This window comes from Nostoc sp. (genome assembly GCF_036917465.1).
Classification (GTDB): Bacteria; Cyanobacteriota; Cyanobacteriia; order Cyanobacteriales; family Nostocaceae; genus Nostoc.
In genome coordinates this window covers 15,426-37,274 of the sequence record NZ_JBALDL010000074.1, presented here as the reverse complement: position 1 = coordinate 37,274, position 21,849 = coordinate 15,426, and the positions used below count along the sequence as shown (strand labels likewise).

At 39.0% G+C, this 21,849-nt stretch carries 20 protein-coding genes; 12 read left to right on the top strand and 8 right to left on the bottom strand.

What is annotated here, in order from left to right; genetic code table 11:
• Positions 1-22: 22 nt before the first annotated feature.
• Positions 23-907, top strand: a complete 885-nt coding sequence (locus V7K38_RS17785; RefSeq protein ID WP_334859718.1) for a hypothetical protein — start codon at positions 23-25, stop codon at positions 905-907.
• A gap of 538 nt (positions 908-1,445) precedes the next feature.
• On the opposite strand, the gene V7K38_RS17780 is transcribed toward V7K38_RS17785, so the two are convergent.
• Complete coding sequence (locus tag V7K38_RS17780; protein WP_334859717.1) at positions 1,446-2,747, bottom strand: dihydrolipoamide acetyltransferase family protein; 1,302 nt, start codon at positions 2,745-2,747, stop codon at positions 1,446-1,448.
• Positions 2,748-2,789: 42 nt separating this feature from the next.
• Here V7K38_RS17780 and V7K38_RS17775 point away from each other — a divergent pair, with 42 nt between their 5' ends.
• Positions 2,790-2,930, top strand: coding sequence for a hypothetical protein (locus V7K38_RS17775; RefSeq protein WP_334859716.1), 141 nt, complete (start codon positions 2,790-2,792; stop codon positions 2,928-2,930).
• A gap of 396 nt (positions 2,931-3,326) precedes the next feature.
• Positions 3,327-3,851, top strand: a complete 525-nt coding sequence (locus V7K38_RS17770; RefSeq protein WP_334859715.1) for a hypothetical protein — start codon at positions 3,327-3,329, stop codon at positions 3,849-3,851.
• 55 nt (positions 3,852-3,906) lie between these two features.
• Here the strand turns inward: V7K38_RS17770 and V7K38_RS17765 are convergent, their stop codons facing one another.
• The 3 genes from V7K38_RS17765 to V7K38_RS17755 form a co-directional block, all read right to left on the bottom strand.
• Positions 3,907-4,356, bottom strand: coding sequence for a YlqD family protein (locus V7K38_RS17765; RefSeq protein ID WP_012412623.1), 450 nt, complete (start codon positions 4,354-4,356; stop codon positions 3,907-3,909).
• 42 nt (positions 4,357-4,398) lie between these two features.
• On the bottom strand, positions 4,399-6,348 hold the full coding sequence (locus V7K38_RS17760; RefSeq protein WP_334859714.1) for an AMP-dependent synthetase/ligase: 1,950 nt from the start codon (positions 6,346-6,348) through the stop codon (positions 4,399-4,401).
• Positions 6,349-6,553: 205 nt separating this feature from the next.
• Positions 6,554-6,772 carry a hypothetical protein gene (locus V7K38_RS17755; protein WP_334859713.1) on the bottom strand — a complete coding sequence of 73 codons (219 nt, stop codon included), beginning with the start codon at positions 6,770-6,772 and terminating at the stop codon, positions 6,554-6,556.
• Between the two features lie 517 nt (positions 6,773-7,289).
• Here V7K38_RS17755 and V7K38_RS17750 point away from each other — a divergent pair.
• The 6 genes from V7K38_RS17750 to V7K38_RS17725 all read left to right on the top strand — a co-directional run bounded on the left by V7K38_RS17750 (position 7,290) and on the right by V7K38_RS17725 (position 14,777).
• On the top strand, positions 7,290-7,454 hold the full coding sequence (locus V7K38_RS17750; protein ID WP_334859712.1) for a hypothetical protein: 165 nt from the start codon (positions 7,290-7,292) through the stop codon (positions 7,452-7,454).
• Between the two features lie 96 nt (positions 7,455-7,550).
• Positions 7,551-7,892 carry a CU044_2847 family protein gene (locus V7K38_RS17745; protein ID WP_334859711.1) on the top strand — a complete coding sequence of 114 codons (342 nt, stop codon included), beginning with the start codon at positions 7,551-7,553 and terminating at the stop codon, positions 7,890-7,892.
• 6 nt (positions 7,893-7,898) lie between these two features.
• Positions 7,899-8,786: a trypsin-like peptidase domain-containing protein gene (locus tag V7K38_RS17740; RefSeq protein WP_334859710.1), complete on the top strand. Its 888-nt coding sequence runs from the start codon at positions 7,899-7,901 to the stop codon at positions 8,784-8,786.
• A 5-nt stretch (positions 8,787-8,791) separates the two neighbouring features.
• A complete protein-coding gene (locus V7K38_RS17735; protein WP_334859709.1) occupies positions 8,792-10,450 on the top strand; it encodes a hypothetical protein in 1,659 nt (552 codons plus the stop codon).
• Positions 10,451-10,498: 48 nt separating this feature from the next.
• Positions 10,499-13,291 (top strand): tetratricopeptide repeat protein, encoded by a 2,793-nt coding sequence (locus V7K38_RS17730; protein WP_334859708.1) that lies wholly within the window; start codon positions 10,499-10,501, stop codon positions 13,289-13,291.
• Positions 13,260-14,777 (top strand): radical SAM/SPASM domain-containing protein, encoded by a 1,518-nt coding sequence (locus V7K38_RS17725; RefSeq protein WP_334859707.1) that lies wholly within the window; start codon positions 13,260-13,262, stop codon positions 14,775-14,777. The genes V7K38_RS17730 and V7K38_RS17725 overlap by 32 nt, the downstream gene beginning before the upstream one ends.
• Before the next feature lie 43 nt (positions 14,778-14,820).
• On the opposite strand, the gene V7K38_RS17720 is transcribed toward V7K38_RS17725, so the two are convergent.
• The 3 genes from V7K38_RS17720 to recQ all read right to left on the bottom strand — a co-directional run bounded on the left by V7K38_RS17720 (position 14,821) and on the right by recQ (position 18,855).
• On the bottom strand, positions 14,821-16,014 hold the full coding sequence (locus tag V7K38_RS17720) for an MFS transporter (protein WP_334859706.1): 1,194 nt from the start codon (positions 16,012-16,014) through the stop codon (positions 14,821-14,823).
• Positions 16,015-16,026: 12 nt separating this feature from the next.
• Positions 16,027-16,599 (bottom strand): Uma2 family endonuclease, encoded by a 573-nt coding sequence (locus V7K38_RS17715; protein ID WP_334859705.1) that lies wholly within the window; start codon positions 16,597-16,599, stop codon positions 16,027-16,029.
• Positions 16,600-16,692: 93 nt separating this feature from the next.
• Positions 16,693-18,855: a DNA helicase RecQ gene (recQ, locus tag V7K38_RS17710; RefSeq protein WP_334859703.1), complete on the bottom strand. Its 2,163-nt coding sequence runs from the start codon at positions 18,853-18,855 to the stop codon at positions 16,693-16,695.
• 235 nt (positions 18,856-19,090) lie between these two features.
• Here recQ and V7K38_RS17705 point away from each other — a divergent pair, with 235 nt between their 5' ends.
• The 3 genes from V7K38_RS17705 to V7K38_RS17695 are packed head-to-tail and all read left to right on the top strand — an operon-like array spanning position 19,091 to position 20,069.
• Positions 19,091-19,330 carry a type II toxin-antitoxin system HicB family antitoxin gene (locus tag V7K38_RS17705; RefSeq protein WP_292759850.1) on the top strand — a complete coding sequence of 80 codons (240 nt, stop codon included), beginning with the start codon at positions 19,091-19,093 and terminating at the stop codon, positions 19,328-19,330.
• A gap of 39 nt (positions 19,331-19,369) precedes the next feature.
• The gene (locus tag V7K38_RS17700; RefSeq protein WP_334859701.1) at positions 19,370-19,669 is read left to right on the top strand and encodes a type II toxin-antitoxin system HigB family toxin; all 300 of its coding nucleotides are present in this window, start codon (positions 19,370-19,372) and stop codon (positions 19,667-19,669) included.
• Complete coding sequence (locus V7K38_RS17695) at positions 19,653-20,069, top strand: helix-turn-helix domain-containing protein (protein WP_334859700.1); 417 nt, start codon at positions 19,653-19,655, stop codon at positions 20,067-20,069. Before V7K38_RS17700 ends, V7K38_RS17695 begins: the two co-directional genes overlap by 17 nt.
• 20 nt (positions 20,070-20,089) lie before the next feature.
• Here the strand turns inward: V7K38_RS17695 and V7K38_RS17690 are convergent, their stop codons facing one another.
• A complete protein-coding gene (locus V7K38_RS17690) occupies positions 20,090-21,652 on the bottom strand; it encodes an AAA-like domain-containing protein (RefSeq protein ID WP_334859698.1) in 1,563 nt (520 codons plus the stop codon).
• Positions 21,653-21,849: the final 197 nt, after the last annotated feature.

The following is a 21,849-nucleotide window of genomic DNA, read 5'->3' as shown; positions in this document are numbered from 1 at the left end:
GTAGAGAGTAATCCAACTTTCAATGAAGCATTATACCAATATCTCTCAGCAAAAAATTGAGCATCTGCTTTTATCAAACACCATAGCAGATACAGCATCTATTCTTGGTATTTCCAAAAGCACCCTTGTACGCAGGATGAAAGAATATCAAATTCCTAATCCTGTGTATATTCAATCTGCACAAACTCGAAAACTACGCTCAGAAGCTTTAAAGAAAGCACACATAACTGATGGCACTCTTGCTAAACGTCAGACCAGAGCTATACGTGAACATAGTATTTGCAGACAGGGTAAGTCTAATATTGAATTTTACGGAATTGAAAAAGCTAAATTTATATCTGAGCAACAAAGAATATCTCACTTGGGATATAAACATACTCAAGAAACTAAATATAAATTTAATCTACAACGTACAGGTCGAGCTTTATCAATATCTCATCGTGCAACTATATCAAGAGTCCGTAAAGAGAATTTTGCTAATGGAAGTCTGAAACTTAGCCCTAAAGCAGGATTTGGCAAAGGAGGTTTTAGAAAAGATATTGGTCACTATGTTCGTAGCTCATACGAGCATAATTTTGCACTATGGCTTTTACAGAATGGTTTATCTTATGAGTATGAACCTAAAACTTTTACACTACTTATTGATAATCAATTGACAACATTTACACCTGACTTTTGGGTTTGTGATTATTGGTTTGAAATTAAGAATGGTTATAATATCACCGTAGAGTCTTTTCAAGCAAAGATTAAGGCATTCAAAAACCAATATCCTGACGAGAGAATTTTTCTAATAGTTGGTAATCAAAAATGGAATCAACCTGAAGCCGTAGAAGAAACAATAGCTAGTCAATTAGATTTAGTTGAAGTTGTAGCAACACTTAAGCAAGTTCTTTGTGTAAATGGCTAAATAAAACCAAAAATTTATCGTTAAGAGCAATACTTCAGAACTTTTGTTGGGTAATATAGTAGCATATCATAATTTATGGCTACTATTATGGCGGCTATAATTATACTTATAAGCATCGAATTCTTTGTACTACTTCATCCAATCAAATAAAAGCTATTAAATTAGGATTGGAAGCTAGTGGAATGTTTGCGGTTGATAAGTCGCTCTCAGAAATGATTAGTTATCCCAAAGGTGAGCAAGTCAGACAACTTATGCAAGAGACACTTGAAGGTTGTAGACGTTATACCATCAGTTTTTTGGGAGAGTGGATATGCATACGATCTCGGTTATACTCAAACTGGCGATTGGCTTGGATTTAAACATCGGTTTTGGTGTGAGTACAACCCATAAAGCGAGCAAGGAATATATAGCAGTCCAAAATTCTTATAGTTTGTCCATCAAAAATTTAAGTGTAAGTATTATTTATTGTTAGCGCTACTCTACGAAAAACTACTGTTCGCTGATAGCGCTAACATTTAAATTTGGTGTCTTTTCAAAATTACATTGTTAAAGATTGAGGATTTGTCTCAATCAATTTCGCTAAATCTTGCAAGAATGCCGCAGCATGGGCACCGTAAATAATTCGATGGTCGGAAGTAATATTGACTTGCATTTGTTGCCGTACACCAAATAAACCGTCGGGTGTTGCTACTACTTGCGGACGGGATGCCCCGATCGCTAAAATTGAACCTTGTCCAGGCGGTAAAATCGCATCAAATTTGTCTACGCCAAACATTCCCAAATTAGACAGGGTAAAAGTACCACTGTTGTATTCTTGGGGCTGTAGTTGTTTTGCCCTGGCACGTTCTACCAAAGACTTCCAATTACGCGATAGAGAATAAATATCTACTGCGTCTGCATTTTGCAGCACAGGTGTAATTAATCCGCCATCATCCATCGCTACTGCTACGGAAATGTTGATATCAGAATGATAAACAATACCTTGGTCTGAGTAACTAGCATTTAACAATGGGTGTTTTTGCAACGTTACTGCCACAGCTTTCGCCAGTAGCGCTGTCATTGTCACGCCTTTGGATTTAATTTGTTTATAAAGTTTGTCTAACCCATCAGTGGTAATTGTATAACCGACACGGAAGACGGGCACGGATATGGTGGCTACCATATTCCGCACTACGGCATTTTGGAAGGTAGTTAGAGGGACAATTTGACCAGGAACAGCCGCTACTACGGTTGCGGGTGCTGGTGTCCGAGGCGCTGGGGGGGCAACTGGGGCGCTGGTTGGTACAGGTGCTGGTGGGGCAACTGGAGCAGGAGCGGGTTGTTTGCCCTTATTGGACAATGCTTCTACATCTTCGGCAACAATGCGACCGTGGGGGCCACTGCCTTGGAGTGTAGTTAAATCAACTTTCAGTTCTTTGGCTAACTTGCGGGCGCGGGGTGAAACTACAAGCCTTCCTTCTTTGTGGTTAGAGCCGTTTTGAGACGTTAAGGCAGGTGTTGCAACTGGTGCTGTGGCGGGGACTGGTTCAAGGGAAGAGGTAGTAGTAGCAGCAGCGCCGCCGGAATTGGCAAGAGATTTTGCCTGTTCAATTTCAGCTTCAGTTTCGGCGATGAAAGCGATCGCAGATCCTACCGGAGCAGTTTCACCAGCTTCAACTATGATATGGGCAAGAAATCCTTCATAAAAGGTTTCTACATCCATATCGGCCTTATCTGACTCTACAACCACCACTGTTTCGCCTTTTTCCACCTTGTCCCCTGGCGATTTCACCCAGGAGACGATTTTGCCTTCCGTCATGGTAGAACTCAGAGCCGGCATAAATACTTCGTGAATGCTCATAGGGTGGTTTGGAAATCAATGGTTTATGGACTTTAACAGGTTTTGTCAGATCGAATTGTATCTTGGAGCGAGAGTTTTGGACTGGAGATTTTATATTTTAGGTTGGGAATTGGGCATTGGGCATTAGGCATTGGGCATTGGGCATGGGGCATTGGGCATGGGGCATTGGGCATGGGGCATTAGTTATTTATCGTGAATAAAAGGGTTTAAGACCCCTACCTTTACAGGTAGCCCCAGTTTCAGTCGGGGTTTAAATCCCCGTCTGAAATTGTCTAAAATGTTTGAATTTTGAATTTTGAATTTTGAATTGTTAATCTTTCTCCCCTTGCTCCCTCATCTCCCCACTCCTAACCCCAGGAACCTAAATATAACTTAGAGGTCTATAATACAGAACTATCCTCAATGGTTAGGCAGTATTTCGATCTCGTTTTTAGTCATTAAATGGGATTGCCATTTTTTATATTCCTCATACCCAATGTTTAAGATACAAGAGCTTCTTTCAGGTAGAGGATATGGGATGCAGTTCAATCTAGAATTCAAAATTGGTAATAAACCTATTTGAAATTCCTGTTTACTTTTATGTCAGCAAAGCTGAAATTCTTTTTGATTGTGATATTGGGTATCTTTGCCACTGCTGGCGCTGGAGTATATATTACCCAACACCAGCAATCTGCACAGATTGTTGAGACTAGCAGTTATGGGCAAACCCAGCAGATGGGAGCAATACATCAGTCTCAAGAGGTTGTGGCATACTCAGATCGTTTTGATTATAAAACTATACCTTTAGAAAATATCAACTCATCTCTCCAAGGTAGCGATCCTGCAACTCTTGCCCTGAATGCCTTTGACAACATAGCAACAGTGGGAGGAACGCGAAAGGTAGAAGTAGCTTATCCGCAACGAAATCAAGCTTTAGTGACGATTACGCAAATCAAGCGGGGTAATGATTCGGTTGGTATTCAATATCGAGTTGAGATGACTACCTTTGGGCGATCGCTATTTATTAGCTCTCCTCCAGTGTGGCAAATAGTTTGGGCTGGCTCCCAGGTTGAATGTTTGGCTGGGAGCCGCTCTCACACAAAGTTAAATCACATCTGTCATTAGTAATTGGTCATTAGTCACAAAACAAATGACTAATGACAATGGACTAATGACAAATTCAAATGTCGCCGCGAATTTCTTCTACAACGCCGTCGCGCAGAACGATTTCGACTTGCATTTTGCTAATCAGGTTATCACCGATTTCTACTCGGAAAAAGCCTTCCATTTGGAATTGGTTGACTTCTTGATCTTGCTGGAGAAACTGCACTTGCTGGAGGTTTTGCAGCAACTGATTTTTTTGCTCTAGAAATTCACTTTTCTTTTGATTGACTTGGAGTTGAATATTGTCAATTTGTTGGAGGGTCTGGGGGCCGGGTGGTTGCAGACTCTGCTTTTGAATTGCTGCGATCGCTCTTTGTCCTTCTACGTCTAACTGTTGCAGTTGCTGATCGAGTTGATTTATCTGGGTTTGCAACTGCTGTTGTACTTCCTCTTTCCACAGGGGAGTCACAATAACTTTGACGTTAACGACGCGTTTCAGAAGCAAATTAGATTTGGAGACATCCATAAATATTTCACGTTCACTCTTTACAGTTGGGAGGTGGAATTATCAGGCAAACATGCCGTCAATAATATCGCGATAGCGTTCTGTGACGACATGTCGGCGAACTTTTAGTGTTTGTGTCATCAAACCATTTTCGATGGAAAACGGTTCTAGAATGAGTTTGAATGTCCCAATGCGGTCATCCGGTCGATAGCCTGGACGATTTTGCACTTCTCGATTCAATTCTTGCCGAAATAAATCCTGGATCATTCTACTCTCCCAGTCAATTTTTTGACTAGGTGAAGAAGCCGCCGGATCGTTCTGCGCCCATTTTTCTATGGCTTCGACGTTGGGGACAATTAAGGCTCCCAGGCTGCGCTGATCTTGACCGACAAGCATAATTTGATCGATGTATGGCGATCGCAAACAAGCATCTTCAATCGGCTGTGGCTCGATGTTTTCGCCGTTAGTCAATACAATCGTATCCTTTGCTCTGCCAGTTAGCACCAAATCTTCTTGTGGTGTCAGCCAACCCAAATCGCCGCTATCAAACCAACCTTCCGCATCAATAGCTTTCGCTGTGGCTTCGGGATTTTGGTAATAGCCTTGCATAATTTGTGGGCCCCTCAACAATACTAAGCCTCGCTTTTCTACTGGTAGAGGCACTTTTGTTTCAGGATCTACAATCTTAGCTTCTGTGGCGGGGAGTGGTAGCCCTGATGCGCCAATTAAATTTCGCCAAGGACGACGCACATGGGTAACGGGAGAAGTTTCTGTCAAACCATAGCCTTGCAAAATTTGCACGCCAATAATTTCAAAGAAGTTATCGATGTGTCTAGGAAGCGCACCACCACCGCTAATCATCTGCTTGACTTGTCCGCCTGTGGCTTCTCGCACTTTGGCATAAACTAGCCGTTCTCCCAAGGTGTGGAGGGGTAATAAAGCAGCTGCTTGGATCTTAGCTGCTAATCGTTCCACGGCTGAGGCATGAAGATTATTTAAATCCAATCCCTGAGCAGTTCGCTGGGCTTTGATATATTTATCGCTAATGCCCAATAAAAAGTTAACTAGGCGTTGTTTATTCGCTGGTTGTTCGCGGAACTGTTTTTGCACTCCTTCATAAATCGATTCCCACAAACGGGGTACACCCACCATGTAGTTTGGTTTAAACTGTCTCAAATCTCCTTTGACAGAGCGCAAGTTACTATAAACTTGCGTGCAACCTTGAGATAGTAGGTAATATTCAACAGTTCGCTCGTAACTATGCCAGGAAGGTAGAATACTGAGAACGATATCGCCGACATTGGGTTGCAATACTGTGCCAAAGGTGATTACTTGGTGCATCAAGTTTTTATAAGACAGCATTACACCCTTAGGTTTACCTGTGGTGCCAGAGGTGTAAATTAGGGTTGCTAAAGCGTCACGATTTTGTTTAACTGGTACAAAATTATGATTTTTACCAACTTGAATCAACTGGGCAAAGTTCAACACCTTTAGGGTTTCGTCTGTCGCTGGTGCTTCATCTGAAAGTGAGATCGCAAACTGAATTGATAAATCTTTGATGCGATCTTGCAGTTTTTTAAGTGTCTTTAAATCCTCAACTACTATTGCCGTACTGCCGCTATTAGCGATGATAAACAACAGTTCTTCTTTGTCCGCTTGGGAGCTACGCACCGCATCAACTGCTCCAGCAGTCATTATGCCTTGATCGGCAATAAACCACCGAGGACTGTTGTCAGAAATTAAGGAAATGCGATCGCCTACTTTCACTCCCAACGCCTGTAAACCAGCAGCAAATAATTGCATTTGTTCCGCTAAGTGTGTATAAGTAATCACAGCTTCTGGTTTACTATGAGGGCTACGGAGGGCAACAATATCACCAAATCGTTGAGCCGCTAAAGGCCAAACTTCTGGTAGCGATTCCACATTTGTGTAATCTACCAACCGCTTTAAGCCCTCACGTTCTTGCTCACTGATGTTAGATAAAAAAGAAGACGCGGTTTGGGTTTTTGACATCACACCTTACCTAAATATCTGAAACTAATTGTTTTTACAGCTTATTTTGTTATTCCGCTACAATAACCGTCATTATTATCCACATTCTCTTCTGTGTATAATAATTCCAGAAATTCCACCTTTATATTCACAAAAATTTATGTTAAAGTTAGTTTACATAGAGTGCAAGCAATAGATGGACTAAAGGTCAATTCTACACATAATATTATGCTTGCACCTGAAAACAGCGATGCCTACGACGGGCTACGCCTACGCCTATATTTAACAGGAGATGATTACCTATGAATTTTATAGACGCTATACTGCTAACGATCATCAACGCAGCAGCGTGCATGGCGTTTCCTAAGCTTGTAGCTATTCTTCTAGCCGATAAAACTAAACTTAATGAAGTGTCGCGGAATGGTTCAAAATTACAAACAGCCAAAGTTGAATTGACGAGTTTTCCTTATTGTACAGCTTACTCGTTGACAGCTAGTCAATACTGCAAATTCAGTCCTGATTTTTGTTCTAATTGTTCTCCGAATTGATGGACTATTTGCCAAATTGGAAAAATTTATTTTTTTCCGACACCTATATTTTTGCATTCCAAATCATAGTTTAGGCATCTACTTAGTCAAGCTTAGTCAAGCGATGTCTACGATGAGCTACGCTAACTTCATTCCCCTATAATCGCTGAAACTATTATGCTGTAAGTGTTTATCATTTCTACATAACTTTGTTGAACAGTACGTACATACTTCCACTGCAACCCGCAGATCCCCGACTTCTTTAAGAAGTCGGGGATCTTGTTTATGAAATTCTGATGGTTCCACTACATCTTTGTTTCCTTGCCAGGGTCTAACTCAGTATAATTACTAATTGAAGTCCGACTACAGATATAACTAATATAACAATTAATATATTAATTGTTAAATCTATTACATGAGAGCCAAACAGCTTTAATGCCCAAACAGCCCAAAGTTGGTCAGTTTATTAAGAAACTTCACAAACTTCTAGGGTTGACCCAGAAAAAGTTTACAGCAAGCATTGTTCGTAGTGAGCGATTCATCGCTCATAGCATTTATCAGGACTATAGTCCTAACTACAAACTTTATATTTCCACCTAGATATTTAGAGGTAAACAAGATTATGTACAAATTTTTCTGCAATCTATCTTGATTATCTACACATTGAACTATTCATTGAAAATCACAGGTTTCACCATGAATCGTAAACAGATCGTAGAGTTTTCTCTAGAAGATGGGACAAAGTTTTTAGCTGAAGTTGATGAGCCAGAAAATAGCAATTCTCTTGTCCGTGTTGCTAGACCGGATGCTGGACAAATGGTAGTTGAAGCTAAAAAGAAATTTGATGAAGTATTAGATCAAATACAACCTGTAGCTTCAGCAATTATCATCAAACTAAGTCAGCTTAATACACCTGCCGATGAGGTAGAAGTTAAGTTTGGTATTAAGTTAAATGCTGCTGCGGGTGCAATTTTTACTTCTGTAAGTGGTGAAGCTAACTACGAAATTACCTTGAAATGGAAGCAAAACAAGGCATAGTAACAGATGGCATCGATTGTAGATAATTATATTCCCGCTTTTAGGTCAGCGATCGCTCGGATTTTTCATCCGAATGGTGCGGTAGTTGGTGTAGGTTTTTTAGTCCCTGGGCGAACTCGAAATTATATCCTGACATGCGCTCATGTTGTTACCTCGGCTCTATCTTTACCAGAGGATATAGTTGAAGCTCCTAGTGATGATATTTACTTAGATTTTCCCCTAATTGTATCGGGCCAAAAGCTAAAAGCTAAAGTTGTTTTTTGGCAACCTGTTGTCAATAAAGTATCAACCTCCGAACCTGAAGATATTGCTGGGTTGCAAATCGAAGGAGAGTTGCCTCATGAAGCACAACCTATTAAGCTCATATCAGCTAGTAACGTCTGGGAGCATCCTTTCCGCATATTCGGTTTTCCTTACGGACACAATGATGGCGTTTGGTCTACAGGGGTGCTGCGAGACGAGCAAGGAAAGGGATGGGTGCAACTAGAAGATAGTAAGGTAACTGGCTACAGGGTAGAACCAGGCTTTAGCGGTGCGCCTATATGGGATGAAACCCTTGCAGGAGTGGTTGGTATGGCTGTGGCGGCGGAGAAACAGCGAGAAGGTATCAAGACTGCTTTCATGATTCCGGCGGATGTATTGAGCAAAGCATGGGATGAAATAAGCTTACCGATTTCATCAAATGCACATACTCAGAATAGCCCCAGCCGGGTACAACAACTCAAAATCAAAACTTTGCAACAACGCTTTGAGGCTCTAAGCAGTGACTATGAAGCAGCTTACAACCAACTTAACTATACACTCGCTGCGAGCGATCGCAATATCATTCAACGGCAAATCAACACCATACTTCAAGAACTCGGTCGAGTAGAAAGCGAACTTAATGCCATTTAAATGCAATGAAAAATTCCTCAGATTTACGAAAAAAATATCTTGAGCAGCTAATAGTCCGTTTAAAAAGTGACATTGAAAGTATCAGCGACCAAATAGGATGGACAGTTAATGATGTAGATAAAAACAAATTACAAAGGCAACTGGATAATAAATTTGAAGAAATAAAAAAAGCTGATTCAGAATTAAGCCAGCTAAATCAAGAATCTTTAGAACAAGTTGATCCTGATAAAATTCCATTCACTAATCGAGATGCTGCAATTACTGAAATTACAGCAAATAATTCTCCTACTTATCGTCTGATAACGGCTCCTAAAGGTTACGGAAAAACAGAATTTCTCAAACAGATACAGAAGCGCTTTCAAGAATTACAATGGTGTTGCGCTTATGCTTCCATGTCTGGCGATCAAAATATTGAAGACTTAGAAAAGGAATTAGCTAGTTCTCTCAATCTTCAGATCGAAGAAGGACACGATCTACCTTGGGGAGAACGCTTAGGTTTACTATTACATAGAAATTGGGCTAAATGGCAATCACAGGGACAAAAAGGTATTGTATTGCTAATCGATATTGATGGAAATGCCCCACAAAAACAACGTTTGAACGAAATTTTTGATCAGCTTAAAGAATTGGGGTGGAGAATTGAAAAATGTTTGAAAGAATTACAATTTTTTAAAGATAATTCTAAGAGCCTTCGAGTTGTAATTGCAGCTCGCTGTCTTACCGATCTCCCCTCAGATAGAATTTTTCCTAAACTCATCCTCTCTCCTTTTAATTGGGAAGTAATTCAGGATACAGCAACAAAATATCTTAAGCCAATTGAGATGACTTCGGAAAGTTTGTCACTACTTGCAGGACATTTGCTATATTTAACTGGTGGACATCCAGGAGGGATTGCCGAAGCACTCAAAGTTTATCGTGGTGGTGGTTATACAGTTAATTTATTTTTAAAGAGCTACGGCAGCAAATTATGGGAAAGAACCCTCAGACATTGCAGAGATCAAATTAAAGAAAGCTTGACTAAAGAAAATAATCATCTTTATGAATCTATTGAAAAATTAAGTATTTTCCCCATCTTAAATGGTCATTGGATATTAAAGGAAGCTATTAGAAGATTTCAGTTACCTTTCAGCGAGGATAGTTTTAAATTAAATGCTGAACTGACAAAGACATCTATTTTTACTCGGGACAAAACGATTATAAAAGATGGCATGACCCGGCGGCTGCTAGTTATTGGTCTTCTTCGAGAAAGTTCGCCTGATAGCTTTCAAAAGCTGTGTAGCGAAGCGGCTCAAATTTGCTGGGAATATGTTCACGAGCTTAAATCCAAAAATGATTCTGCTGTGGCAGGAACTTGGTCAATGCAGTATTTTTTTCAAAGTCTTCAGCAACACGCTGGATTTATAAATTATGGTGCTGATAGTCTTGCATATCGACAAGAACTTCGCCGAACTTTCTTTGATGAAACTGTTGAAGAAACTATTGGAATATTCCGTAATACAGACCGAGAACAAACCCATGAATTTCTATCTACGCTTAAATCTGAAGTAGAGCATGACTGGGAATTTCAGTTTCTTGTAAATTACTACCTCCACAACGACGAATATAATGATGTACCCTATAGATATTTAATTCATAAGCTTGATGAAGCTATTCAAAATAACTAATTAGGGAATTGGGAGTTTTTACATAAATCAAATAGGAGTCATAATATTATGTCTGAAATAGATAAATTAGAGTTTGTTGGTCGTGAAGAACATCTAAATAGAATTATTTCTGTGGTTCAAGAAACTAATACACTCCATGTTATTTTGGTGGAGGGTAGAGGCGGGATTGGAAAAACTTGGTTACTTCGGGAATTACAAACCCGCCTAAAGAAAGTTCAATTTGGGACAGGTAAAATTATTGATTGCGATACTCCTATTTTTAATGATGCAGAAGATTTATGCACTCAAATCGCCAAGCAATTGTATGACACTACATATCAACAATGGCTGCTCCGGTTACGACAACTACGAGAAGATGAAAACCACCTCAGTCAAACTGCATACCAAGAAGAACGCAGACAACTTGAAAAGTTTCTAGTCGATGAGATTAATCGGAAATCCAAAGAACAGAGGCTAGTATTTCTAATTGATACAGTTGAGAAGTTAGGACAACCAGAGGTAAGAGTCGAAGTTTGGGAATATATTAGTAATCTATGCCAGCAACTAGATAATGCCGTATTTATTTTAGCAGGCCGCCCTAGCATTGCTCGTCAAATTTTGGAAAAGTCATTAAAAAAAGAAGAATTAACTTATTTGGAGTTAAAGGAATTTACTCGTGAAGATGTGCAAACATACATTCTTTCTAAGGAAGATCAACTTCACTTTAGTCTTGGGAAAGAATTAGTTCAAAAAATCATTCTTCTTTCTGGTGGTAGCCCCATCATGATTGAATTTGGAGTAGAGTATGCTTATCGAGAAGTTATTCCCGATTGGTTGGAGAGTGAAAATATACAAACTATTCCAGCCAGGTTAGAAAAAATGGGTGGATTTGAAGCTGAGATGGTTCGACATCTTACACAGCTTCGTACATCAATGGATAGGCTAACCTTGTTGCTTTCACGTATTTATCCATTAGATAGTTGTGACATTGCTAATTTATTAGAACTGTCGATAGAAGATGCTCAAAGATTATTTATTGATGCCCAGAGCTACTTTTTTATTAAACCCGTAATGAATGGTAATCAAATATCATTGCATGATATTGTGCGCGACTTGGTTGATAAATATGTGTGGGCAGATATTGACCCTGATTTTGAATGGAGAAAACGAGACAGTCGCATTGCTGCCAAATATTTTGAGCAGAAAGATTATCAGCTAGGGCCACAAAAAAGAATATTGGAGGTTCAACTTTACTCTGATGATTGTCATCAAGTAGCTAATATCCAGTTTCTGATTGAAGAACTGAAACAGCTGCGGGAATTCAATACTACACGATGGCTATGGAATGCTTTATATGCCGATCCGACAACAGGCTTTGACACTTGGCATGAAGTTACTAATACGATCCGCACTCAATCTAAAAAATTTAGTTTTGTTAATCAACTATTAGCGGTTGTTAAACAGTTTGAAAATGAGCTAAACCCCGATCAGAGATTTAAATTGATTATTTTTGAAGCCAAGCTGGTTCATGCGCTGAAAGACAAAAGTACAACAGAAAGTGAGGTGAGAAAGTTAGAGGTAATGCTAGCTGAAAAATCTTCTGATTCTTCTCATCAAGCAGACCTTTGCAATGTTTTAGGAATGCTGAATGCCAAGTTACATCTTTATGACGAAGCTTTACAATATCAGCAAAAGTGTTTATCTCTAGTTCAAGCCAAGAAGCTATCATCAGCTATTCCGCCTGTAGCTAACCTACTTGGTTATCTTTATCGACAACTCAACAATTTTAACGATGCTGAAAGATATTATAAACTAGGCTGGGATGCTGCTATGGAAGTTGACACTCCGAACAAAGGCTTAACTCAAGTTATGGCTAGTATTCAGAATAACTTGGGATATTTATATGGACTACAAAAAAATGATATCAAGTCTGAACAGTGTTTTAAAGCTGCTATTGATATGTGGTCGAGCATTGAGACTGAACGCGAAATAGCTAATGCCGAAATTGCCTCTGCTACTATTTCGGTAAATGAGGGTAACTATGTTAAAGCTAAACAGCTACTTGAAGGAGCGTTAAGCCGTTGCGATAATGAGGAAAATGATAACCGAATATTGTGTAGGGCATACTTTCAGTTAGGCTTAAATCAGTGGTTTAGTGCCGAGATAGCAAATGAAGCCGTTTGGGATGTCACACAAGTAAAGTGGGATCTAAATGTGCTAAGTCTTGCTCAAGATGCTTTAGAAAAGAGCCTGAAACTGGCAGAAAAATACGGAATTGAAGAGGAATTACCTGGAATTTTGCACCAAACTGCCAGTGTCTATTGGCTTCTTGGGTTTCAAAAGTGCGATCGCACGCTACAAGAACAAGCTCTCAAACTAAACGATCGCTCTTACCAGACTAGTCTAGAATACAATGACACGCGATATGCCATCGATAGCCTGGTAGGGAAAGCAGAGTTTGATTATTATGCAAAAGCATACAAGCATATTTCCGATTATGCACGAGAACTTAGCGATCGCTTCCAGTCATATCAAAATACCTATCAACTCTACTTTGGTCGAATATTACGGATAGAAGGTGATGTGGCCTTTCAACAAGCGAACTACGATCTTGCCTTTGCAAAATATGCTCAAGGCATACCCCAAATCTTCCAGGATGGAGGTTTTGGGCCGTATTCAATTAAACATGAGTTAAATCTGCTGCAAAAGAAAATTGAACGGTTGCCTATAGAACTTTCTAAAACCCTAATCCAGCAACTTAAAAATCAGTGGCAAGATAATAAAGCTCTCAAAGAATGGTGCGATCAACAAATGTTCCTGACTAGAATCCGTGCAACAAAACAGCCATCTTCTCATGCGTAGTAAAAAAATTGATCGGCCTAAAATTTTAGTTTCTCTCAATTCTACCTGCATACCAACTGGACAATGCGATTGCGATGGAGGGGACTGTGCCTGTGACTTATCCCCTTTAGCAGAATTAAGCTCAGATATATCATTATCTCTAGGGATATTTGAAACAGAATTTGTGATATCTCCCCAGTCGCAAATAATGAATTTAGATGATACTTACTCTATTTGCTATGGGACTAATCATAAAGTAGCAGTTCTAAATAAATCCGCGTTATATATACTAAATATATTTACAAAGCCTCAGAAATTAAATGATATCATAATAGATAATTTTCATATTAATCAAATAGATTTACATGCAGCTATTCAAGAACTATATCAAGCCCGTTTAATTGTTCCTAAAACTAATAGCTCATTTAACCTAAATGAAATACCAGAAACTTTATCAGCATGGTTACATATCACCGATCGCTGTAACTTAAGATGTGACTACTGCTACCTTCCTCATTTAGCAAGGGATATGTCAATAGATATAGGTAGAGCAGCTATTGAATCTACATTTTGCTCTGCTAGCTTAAATAATTACCGCCGCGTCAAACTAAAGTATGCCGGAGGAGAAGCCTTACTATGCTCTCCTTTAATTAAAGAACTGCATTTGTATGCTCAATCTGTTAGTAAAGAAAGAGGCATTCTATTAGATGGAGTTGTTCTCAGTAATGGAACATTGATTACGCCTGAGATTATTGAGATGCTTAAAACATTAAATCTGCGTCTGATGATTTCACTAGATGGGTTATCAGATTTCCACAATATCCAACGAACTTACGCAGGCGGAAAGGGTTCATTTAAAGATGTTAAACGGGGGATAAAAACTGCATTAAAAAATGGAATTATACCCGATATTTCTATCACTATTAGCGGGCGCAATGCAGAAGGATTACCCGATTTAATTGAATGGATATTAGAGCATAATTTGCCCTTTAGTTTAAATTTTTATCGTGAGAATGAACTGTCAGCTTCTTACGAAGACTTGCAATTAGAAGAATCTAGAATGATTCAGGGAATGTTGGCAGCATTCAAAGTTATTGAATTGAAATTACCTAATCGAAGCTTATTAGGTTCATTAGTTGACCGTGCTAATTTAGCATCTCCTCATAAACGAACTTGTGGAGTTGGGCAAAGTTATCTGGTATTTGATTATCAAGGGAAAATTGCTAAATGTCAGATGCAGCTACATAAAACTGTATCCTCGATTGACAGTGAAGATCCTTTAAGTGTTGTGCGACAAGATAAAGCAGGTATTCAGAATTTATCCGTTGATGAAAAAGAAGGCTGTCGTACATGTGAATGGAAATACTGGTGTACGGGTGGTTGCTCTCTGGCTACGTTTAAGGCTACAGGGCGTTATGATATTCAATCTCCAAATTGCAATATTTACAAAGCTTTATACCCGGAAGCTCTCCGCTTAGAGGGCTTACGTCTTCTGAAATATAGTTAAGTTAGCTTCTCTGTATCTCTATACTTAAATTAATTACTTTGTGTTATTCTTTACCTATTTTTGCTGTAGTCGTTTTAGGTCTGACGATAATAAAGAATCCAAGCAAAGTAAAAACTAACATTTGCCAAGTTACCAAATTCCAGCCACCAAGATTCCAGCATAGTAGACCAATGCTAGTACCTACAGCACCACCGATAAAATAGATAGTAATGTAAACTGTGTTGATGCGGCTATTCGATTGAGCATCAAGAGTGTATATCCTCGCTACATTGGTGACTTGAATTGCCTGTACACCTATATCTAGTAACAATACAGCAACAGCGATCGCCAGTGCAGAATTAGCTGCAATTTTAGCAATTACTAAACTTGCAATCACCAACGATACAGCAATAGTTAGGGAACGTTGCGAGTTACCTCGATCGGCTAGTTTACCAAAAACTGGTGCCATCAATGCACCTGCGATCGCCACAAAGCCATACATCCCAATTGTGTCAGATTGAAAATTAAAAGGCGCTCCGCTTAAATGAAAAGTTAGTGTCGTCCAAAATGAGCAAAATACACCAAACAATAACCCGCCAATTAAAGACGCTTCTCTTAACAAAGAAAAACGTTTAAATTGTTGAATTGTTGAGCTTAATAATTCCAAGTAATAACCGTTAAATTCATTTTTGATATTAGGTAAATATATACTTAGTAAGACAGTAACAATCAAAACCATTACTGCGGAAAATCCATACACATAACGCCAACTCAACCATTGAGTAATATATCCACTAAAAACTCTTGCTCCTAAAACTCCAATTAATATACCAGTAAAAATGTTGCCTACAGTTTTGCCTGTAGTTACTCTATCTATACTTGCTGCTAAGGGAAGAATAACCTGAGCTGAGACTGTCGTAATTCCAATTGCTACGCTTAAGATCCAAACTTCGATGATGTTTTGTGAAAATGTCATGAGTATCAACAAACAAAACAAACATCCCAGTAAGGAAAGAATTAATTTTTTCTTGTTGATTTTATCGCCCAAGGGGATTAAAAAGAAAAGCCCAAAACCGTAACCAACTTGGGAAAGCACGGATATGCTACCCGCTTCGCCTTCACTGACTCCAAAAGAAGATGCAATATCTTTGAGGATTGGCTGATTATAATAAATGTTAGCAACACAGACACCAGCTGCGATCGCCATAATCAGTACCTGGACTTTAGTTAATGTGTTAGTTGGTATTGGTTTTTCCATTCAACCTAAAATTTATACAGGAAAAAACTGGTCTACGGTACAGCTAAAACCAGGTAATAGCGGAGAAATTATATTATCATTACTAAATAAGGTTGCTACCAAGTTAAGTTGACTTTGTTCGCGTCGATAGACCTCTAGTTTACGCGATCGCCAATCAGCTATCCAATATTCTTTTACTCCTCTGGAAGAATAAAGTTTAAGTTTAGCTTCCTTATCTCGTCTTAGGTCTTCCTTGCTAGCAGACAATACTTCGACTACTAAATCTGGTGCGCCAGTTAAATGTCCCGCTTCATCCAATGTTAGCGTCAAGGTTTCTTTAGTAGCCCAAACTACATCAGGAATCACATTATCTGATTCTGAAAACAAAACGCCAGGGTTGATTACAGCTTCTCCTAAACCAGTAGACTCCGACCAAACATCAAGTTGTCGAAAAATCTTGCCACAAGTTTGCTGATGTTTAAAGTGAGGTGCCCTAGTCATAAATAATTCCCCATCAACTATCTCGTAGCGTGTGCCTTCATTTTCTGGGAAGAGTTCCACATCCTGAGTTGTCCAACGTACTCCTGTATTAAGCATCTGACTCATCCGCTAACTCCTTTAATCTTGCTTTTACATTTTAAAAAGTAGAATTCAGGATTCATACTAATTGATTCTGAATTTTGCATTTTTCTGAAATTATCACTTACGATTTTCCCGCCGCCATTTACTCCGTACTAAGCGAATTTCATCAAAGGTGTAGCTTTCACCTAGCTGTTCTTTGATGGGAGTGAGGGAAATATCACCGAGTACTTCTAAAACTTGCCAAATTTTTTGTTGATGTTCTAGAGGTATTAATCGATTTAAATCAACTGGCTGATTTAAACCAATTAGTTTTTCTAGATGATTGCTAACTGTTGCCGGACTAAGGTTGCGTTTTTGGGCAATTTGAGCGATATTTAAACCTTGTTGATGTAATTGTAATGTCTGTAATTCAGTGTAAGAAGATGAGTTGGGAGAGGATAGATAATTATTCTTAGCCGATTTATTTTGTAAACCTTTTTCTTGACGGTAGGCACAAATTTCTGTAATAAACTTTTCGCCATATTGAGCGAGTTTATGACTACCTACACCAGAAAGTTTGGCAAATTCACCTAAGTTTTGGGGTTGCACCTGTACCATCAATTTTAAAGTGGAATCGTGGAAGATGACGTAAGGTGGTACAGATTGCTCATCAGCTAATTGTTTGCGTAGCGATCGCAACTTCTGTAATAATACTTCTGCTTCTTCTGCTTTTTCACTCCCCTGTTCCCAGGTAATTTTTTGGACTGTGGTTACAGCTAGCGAAACTGTACGTTGTTTTCGCATTACTTGCCAACTTAAGGCATTTAGTTTTAAAACTGAGTAACCATCGCTAGTCTGTTCTATTAACCCTTGATGTAACAGCGATCGCCCCAACATTCGCCATTCATCTAGAGTTCTATCTTTACCAATACCATAAGTAGAAAGTTTATCGTGTTCGTACTGGATAATTTTGTCTTTTTTTGCTCCCCGCAACACATCAATTATGTGTAGCATCCCAAATCTTTCTTTGCAACGCGCCACACAAGATAAAAACTTCATAGCTTCAACTGTCCAGTCTTGCATGGGTTTGGGATGACGACAATTGTCACAGTTACCGCAATTCCCAGGAAACCTTTCGCCAAAATAACCCAGTTGAATCGTTCGCCGACAATCAGTGCCTTCAGCGTAATCGATCATCTGCCGCAATTGTTGTTTAGCAATCAACTGTTCTTGAGGGTCAGTTTTTTGATCGATGCTCCATTCAATTGTTTTAACATCACCAAAACTGAAAAATATTGTACACCGAGATGGTTCTCCGTCTCTCCCGGCTCTACCCGATTCTTGATAATAACTTTCGATATTTCTGGGCATATCAAAATGAACTACCAGCCGCACATCGGGTTTATTAATTCCCATACCAAAGGCGACGGTTGCCACCATCACTCGGACATCATCTCGAATAAATCGCGTTTGATTACTACTACGTTCCTCATCAGTTAATCCGGCGTGATAAGGCAGAACACCAATCTTATCATTTTGTAGTTTAAAAGTGAGTTCATCGACTTTTTTACGAGTTAAAGAATAAATAATTGTCGAACCTTCAGTTTCTCGAATTAGTTCTAATAATTCAGCGTAAGCATATTTAGTTTTAGGACGAACATCGTAATAAAGATTTTCACGATTAAAACTGGCAAGATGGATGCTTGGTTGCTTTAGCCCTAATTGTTGAATGATATCACTACGGACGCGATCGGTTGCTGTGGCGGTGAGAGCGACGGTAGGCACATCAGGATAGCGTTTCCGCAGAGATTTTAACTGGCGATATTCTGGACGAAAATCGTGTCCCCATTCCGAAACACAATGCGCTTCATCAATAGCAAAGCTAGAAATACCGATTTTTTCTTTAACTAAATCAATAAATGGTAGAAACCTTTCACTGAGGAGACGTTCCGGGGCGACGTAGAGTAATTTGACTTTACCACTGAGGATTGCTTCTTCGCGCGATCGCACTTGATAAGCATTCAAACTGCTATTGAGAAATGTCGCGTTAATATTATTATTTCGCAGTGCTTCTACTTGGTCTTGCATCAAAGCAATTAACGGCGACACTACCACAGTTAGTCCATTTTTTAACAACGCTGGTAGCTGAAAACACAAAGATTTTCCCCCACCAGTCGGCATCACAACCATTAAATCTCGATTTTGCAGCGCATCTTCGATAATTTGCCGTTGTCCGGGGCGGAATTGGTCGTAACCGAAGTGATATTTTAGCGCTTGTTCGAGATGGGGATACTGAAGCATAGCGATCGCTTTTTCCGGGGCTGTCTGCGTGAGTAGTTATTAAAGATATCAGCATTTTAACTCACATCTTCGGCAGCTTTCGTCAGACTTGCGTTTCTGTTGGCGATCGCTTAACTTTCAAGACAGTTGCTGCAAAATCAGCGATCGCACTGCATTCAGCAACATAACTTAAAAGCCTTTATTATGAAATTATGCTGAGGTAAAAGTAGGAAGATCGCAAACAAGTTGAAAATATATGGACAACAACAATAAACAAATTTACAATTACACAGTTCTTCTGGAAAAAGAATCAGATGGAGGTTATCATGCTTTTTGTCCAATCCTAAAAGGTTGTCATTCTCAAGGAGATTCTTTTGAAGAGGCCATCGAGAATATTACAGAAGCTATTGAATTATATATTGAAAGTTTAAGGGCTGATAATCAGTCAATTCCTAGAGATGATTTAATTGTTAAGCCATTAAGTATCTTGGCATGAGTAATTTTCCCAGTATCAAAGCTAAATAATTTATCAAGGATGCACGTAATCAGCAAAGTGAAATTGCGGGAATTCTGGGTTCAACACGCTGATTCTGAAGATGCTCTCAATGACTGGTATAAGTTTGCATCTACTGTGAACTGGTCTAATTTAGTAGATGTTCAGAAAAGATATCCGAAAGCGGAAGCGGTTGGTAACTTTACAGTATTTAACATCAAAGGTAATAACTATCGTTTGATAGTAGACATTAGATATTCTAGCCAGACAATTTTTATTAAATACGTTCTTACCCATCCTGAATACGATAAGGAAAAGTGGAAAGATGACCCCTATTTCTAGTCAACAAACCTACCCTGAGTTACTGATTCAGTATCAGCCTAAGCCAATTAAAACAGAACAGGAGTATAAAAGAGCCTTAACAGTAGTAGAGGCTATGATGTCTGGCGAGTTGACAGAGGCAGAAACTATGCTTTTTGAGTTGTTGGTTCTTCTGATTGAGAATTACGAAGAACGTCATTATTCGATGGGTGAATCAAAACCTGTGGCTACTTTGGAATCCCTTATGCATGAGTTTGATGTGGAACCAAATTCTTTAATCGGGGTTTTTGGAACTGTTGAGATTGTTACAGAAGTGGTTAATGGAAAACGGAAAGTTAATCAATCTCAAGCCGAGTCCCTAGCTAAGTTTTTTAATTACCATTATTCTGGACTTGCTGTAACGCCTTTTGATTTTATTTAATCTAAAATCCAAAATGTGCCTCAGCATCTATCTAACTGAGAATTTGCATTTATTACTCTTTCGTGATGCTGTAGCTGGTTACATTTTAACTGTGATTCTAAAGCATCAATTTTTCGTAAAAGCGACACTCCCCACACTATAGAAATCACCAACTTGATTGTCATACCTACAAGTAAAAGTGTCACAATTGTTGCAGCTTTCTTTTGTTGAGCCAGCCTTTTTTGTTGTTCTGCAAGTCGTGCTTCAACTTCTTTCGCGCGTTCAGCTTCTAATACTTGCTGCATTTCTCGCCGATCTAATTCTTCACTAGCAGCTAGAAATCGATAATCTAAGTTGCTCAAGCTTTTGCCATGTGTCCAGGTTTGGGCATCAATTAAGGCTTGTCCGCGTAATAAACGAGATTGATCTTTTTCCTTTGAGGCTATCCATGCATTGAAGGTTTCGTAGTAGGGGCGCAAGTAAGCTAATTTTTTCCCAACCCATTCTAAATTGAAAACTTCTTGATAAATTCGGTTTTTGATTTGAAGAAAACCTTGCTTTTTGACTACCAAACCAGATAGCAACAATTCTACTTGTTCTCGACTATCGTCGGCTGGTACTTCAACCCCTTGGAGGATTTGCTGATAAATTCCTAGCAATCTGGCGGCAATTTGTTCATTTCTGAGAATGCGATCGCGAATTGTCCGTAAATGCTCTGGTTCATCTTGTGATTCCCATTGCTCGATGATATGCGATCGCACCACATTTTCTATCCAAAATTCTTCTGTGCCAGGGGGAATTTTTAGCGTTCTACCTATATCATCTTGAGATAAACTGACAAGTAGCCCACACAGCTTTTGAGTAAGAAATGGTTGCCCTTTTGTCCAAGCTAATACTTCTTTCAAAACTTTCTGGGGATGATTGTCTTTAATATCTAATCCTAACGATAGTGGTTGAGATTCTTCAAATGTAAAACCATTTACTCGTATGGCTTTACCAAAATTAAACGGTGTAATGTGATTTTGATATAAAATTAAGTCTGAAGGTGTAGCAACACCAAAAATTGCAAATGTAATCCGTTCATACTCTGGATCAATTGCTCGTTGATTATAACAGAACCGAATCAAGCTAAAAAAATCATCAACAGAGAAATCGAGTCCGAGAATACTATCAATTTCATCAACGAAAATAAATAGTTTTTCGTTAGGAAACTGAACTAACAGAATTTCGGAAATAAACCGACTGAGTTTCTGAATCAAAGAAATATCATTTTGTTCTTGCCACCATGTTTTTAAATTGACTTTTCCTAACAGTTTAAAACCCAACCATAAATCGCCTACAACTCCCTTATACCACTGCTCTGGAGTTATATTTTCGCAACCAATATTAGTCATATCAATGGTGACACATTTAAAACCTTCTTGTTGCAAACGATGCTTTGTTTTTACCATAAGTGAAGATTTGCCCATTTGCCTACTGCTCAGGATGTAGCAAAATTCACCGTGTTTTAAGGCTTCGTAAAGTTCCACATCCGCTTTGCGCTCAACATAGCTAGGAGCATCACTGGTTAAAGTGCCGCCAACTTGGTATCGATAATTGTTCATTTGATTTAAAATTTTAAATTAGTTCTCGTTCTTATACCGATTCTCCGTAAGCTTGCACTTAATTCTTACTCCTTCTCTCTTCTCTACGAGACGCTACGCGATGGCGTACTTGGCGGTTCGCTTAATAATTAAGTGCATCTTCATAGCGAATTGGTATTAATAAATGAATTGGGATCGAGACAATTGATAAAATTCAT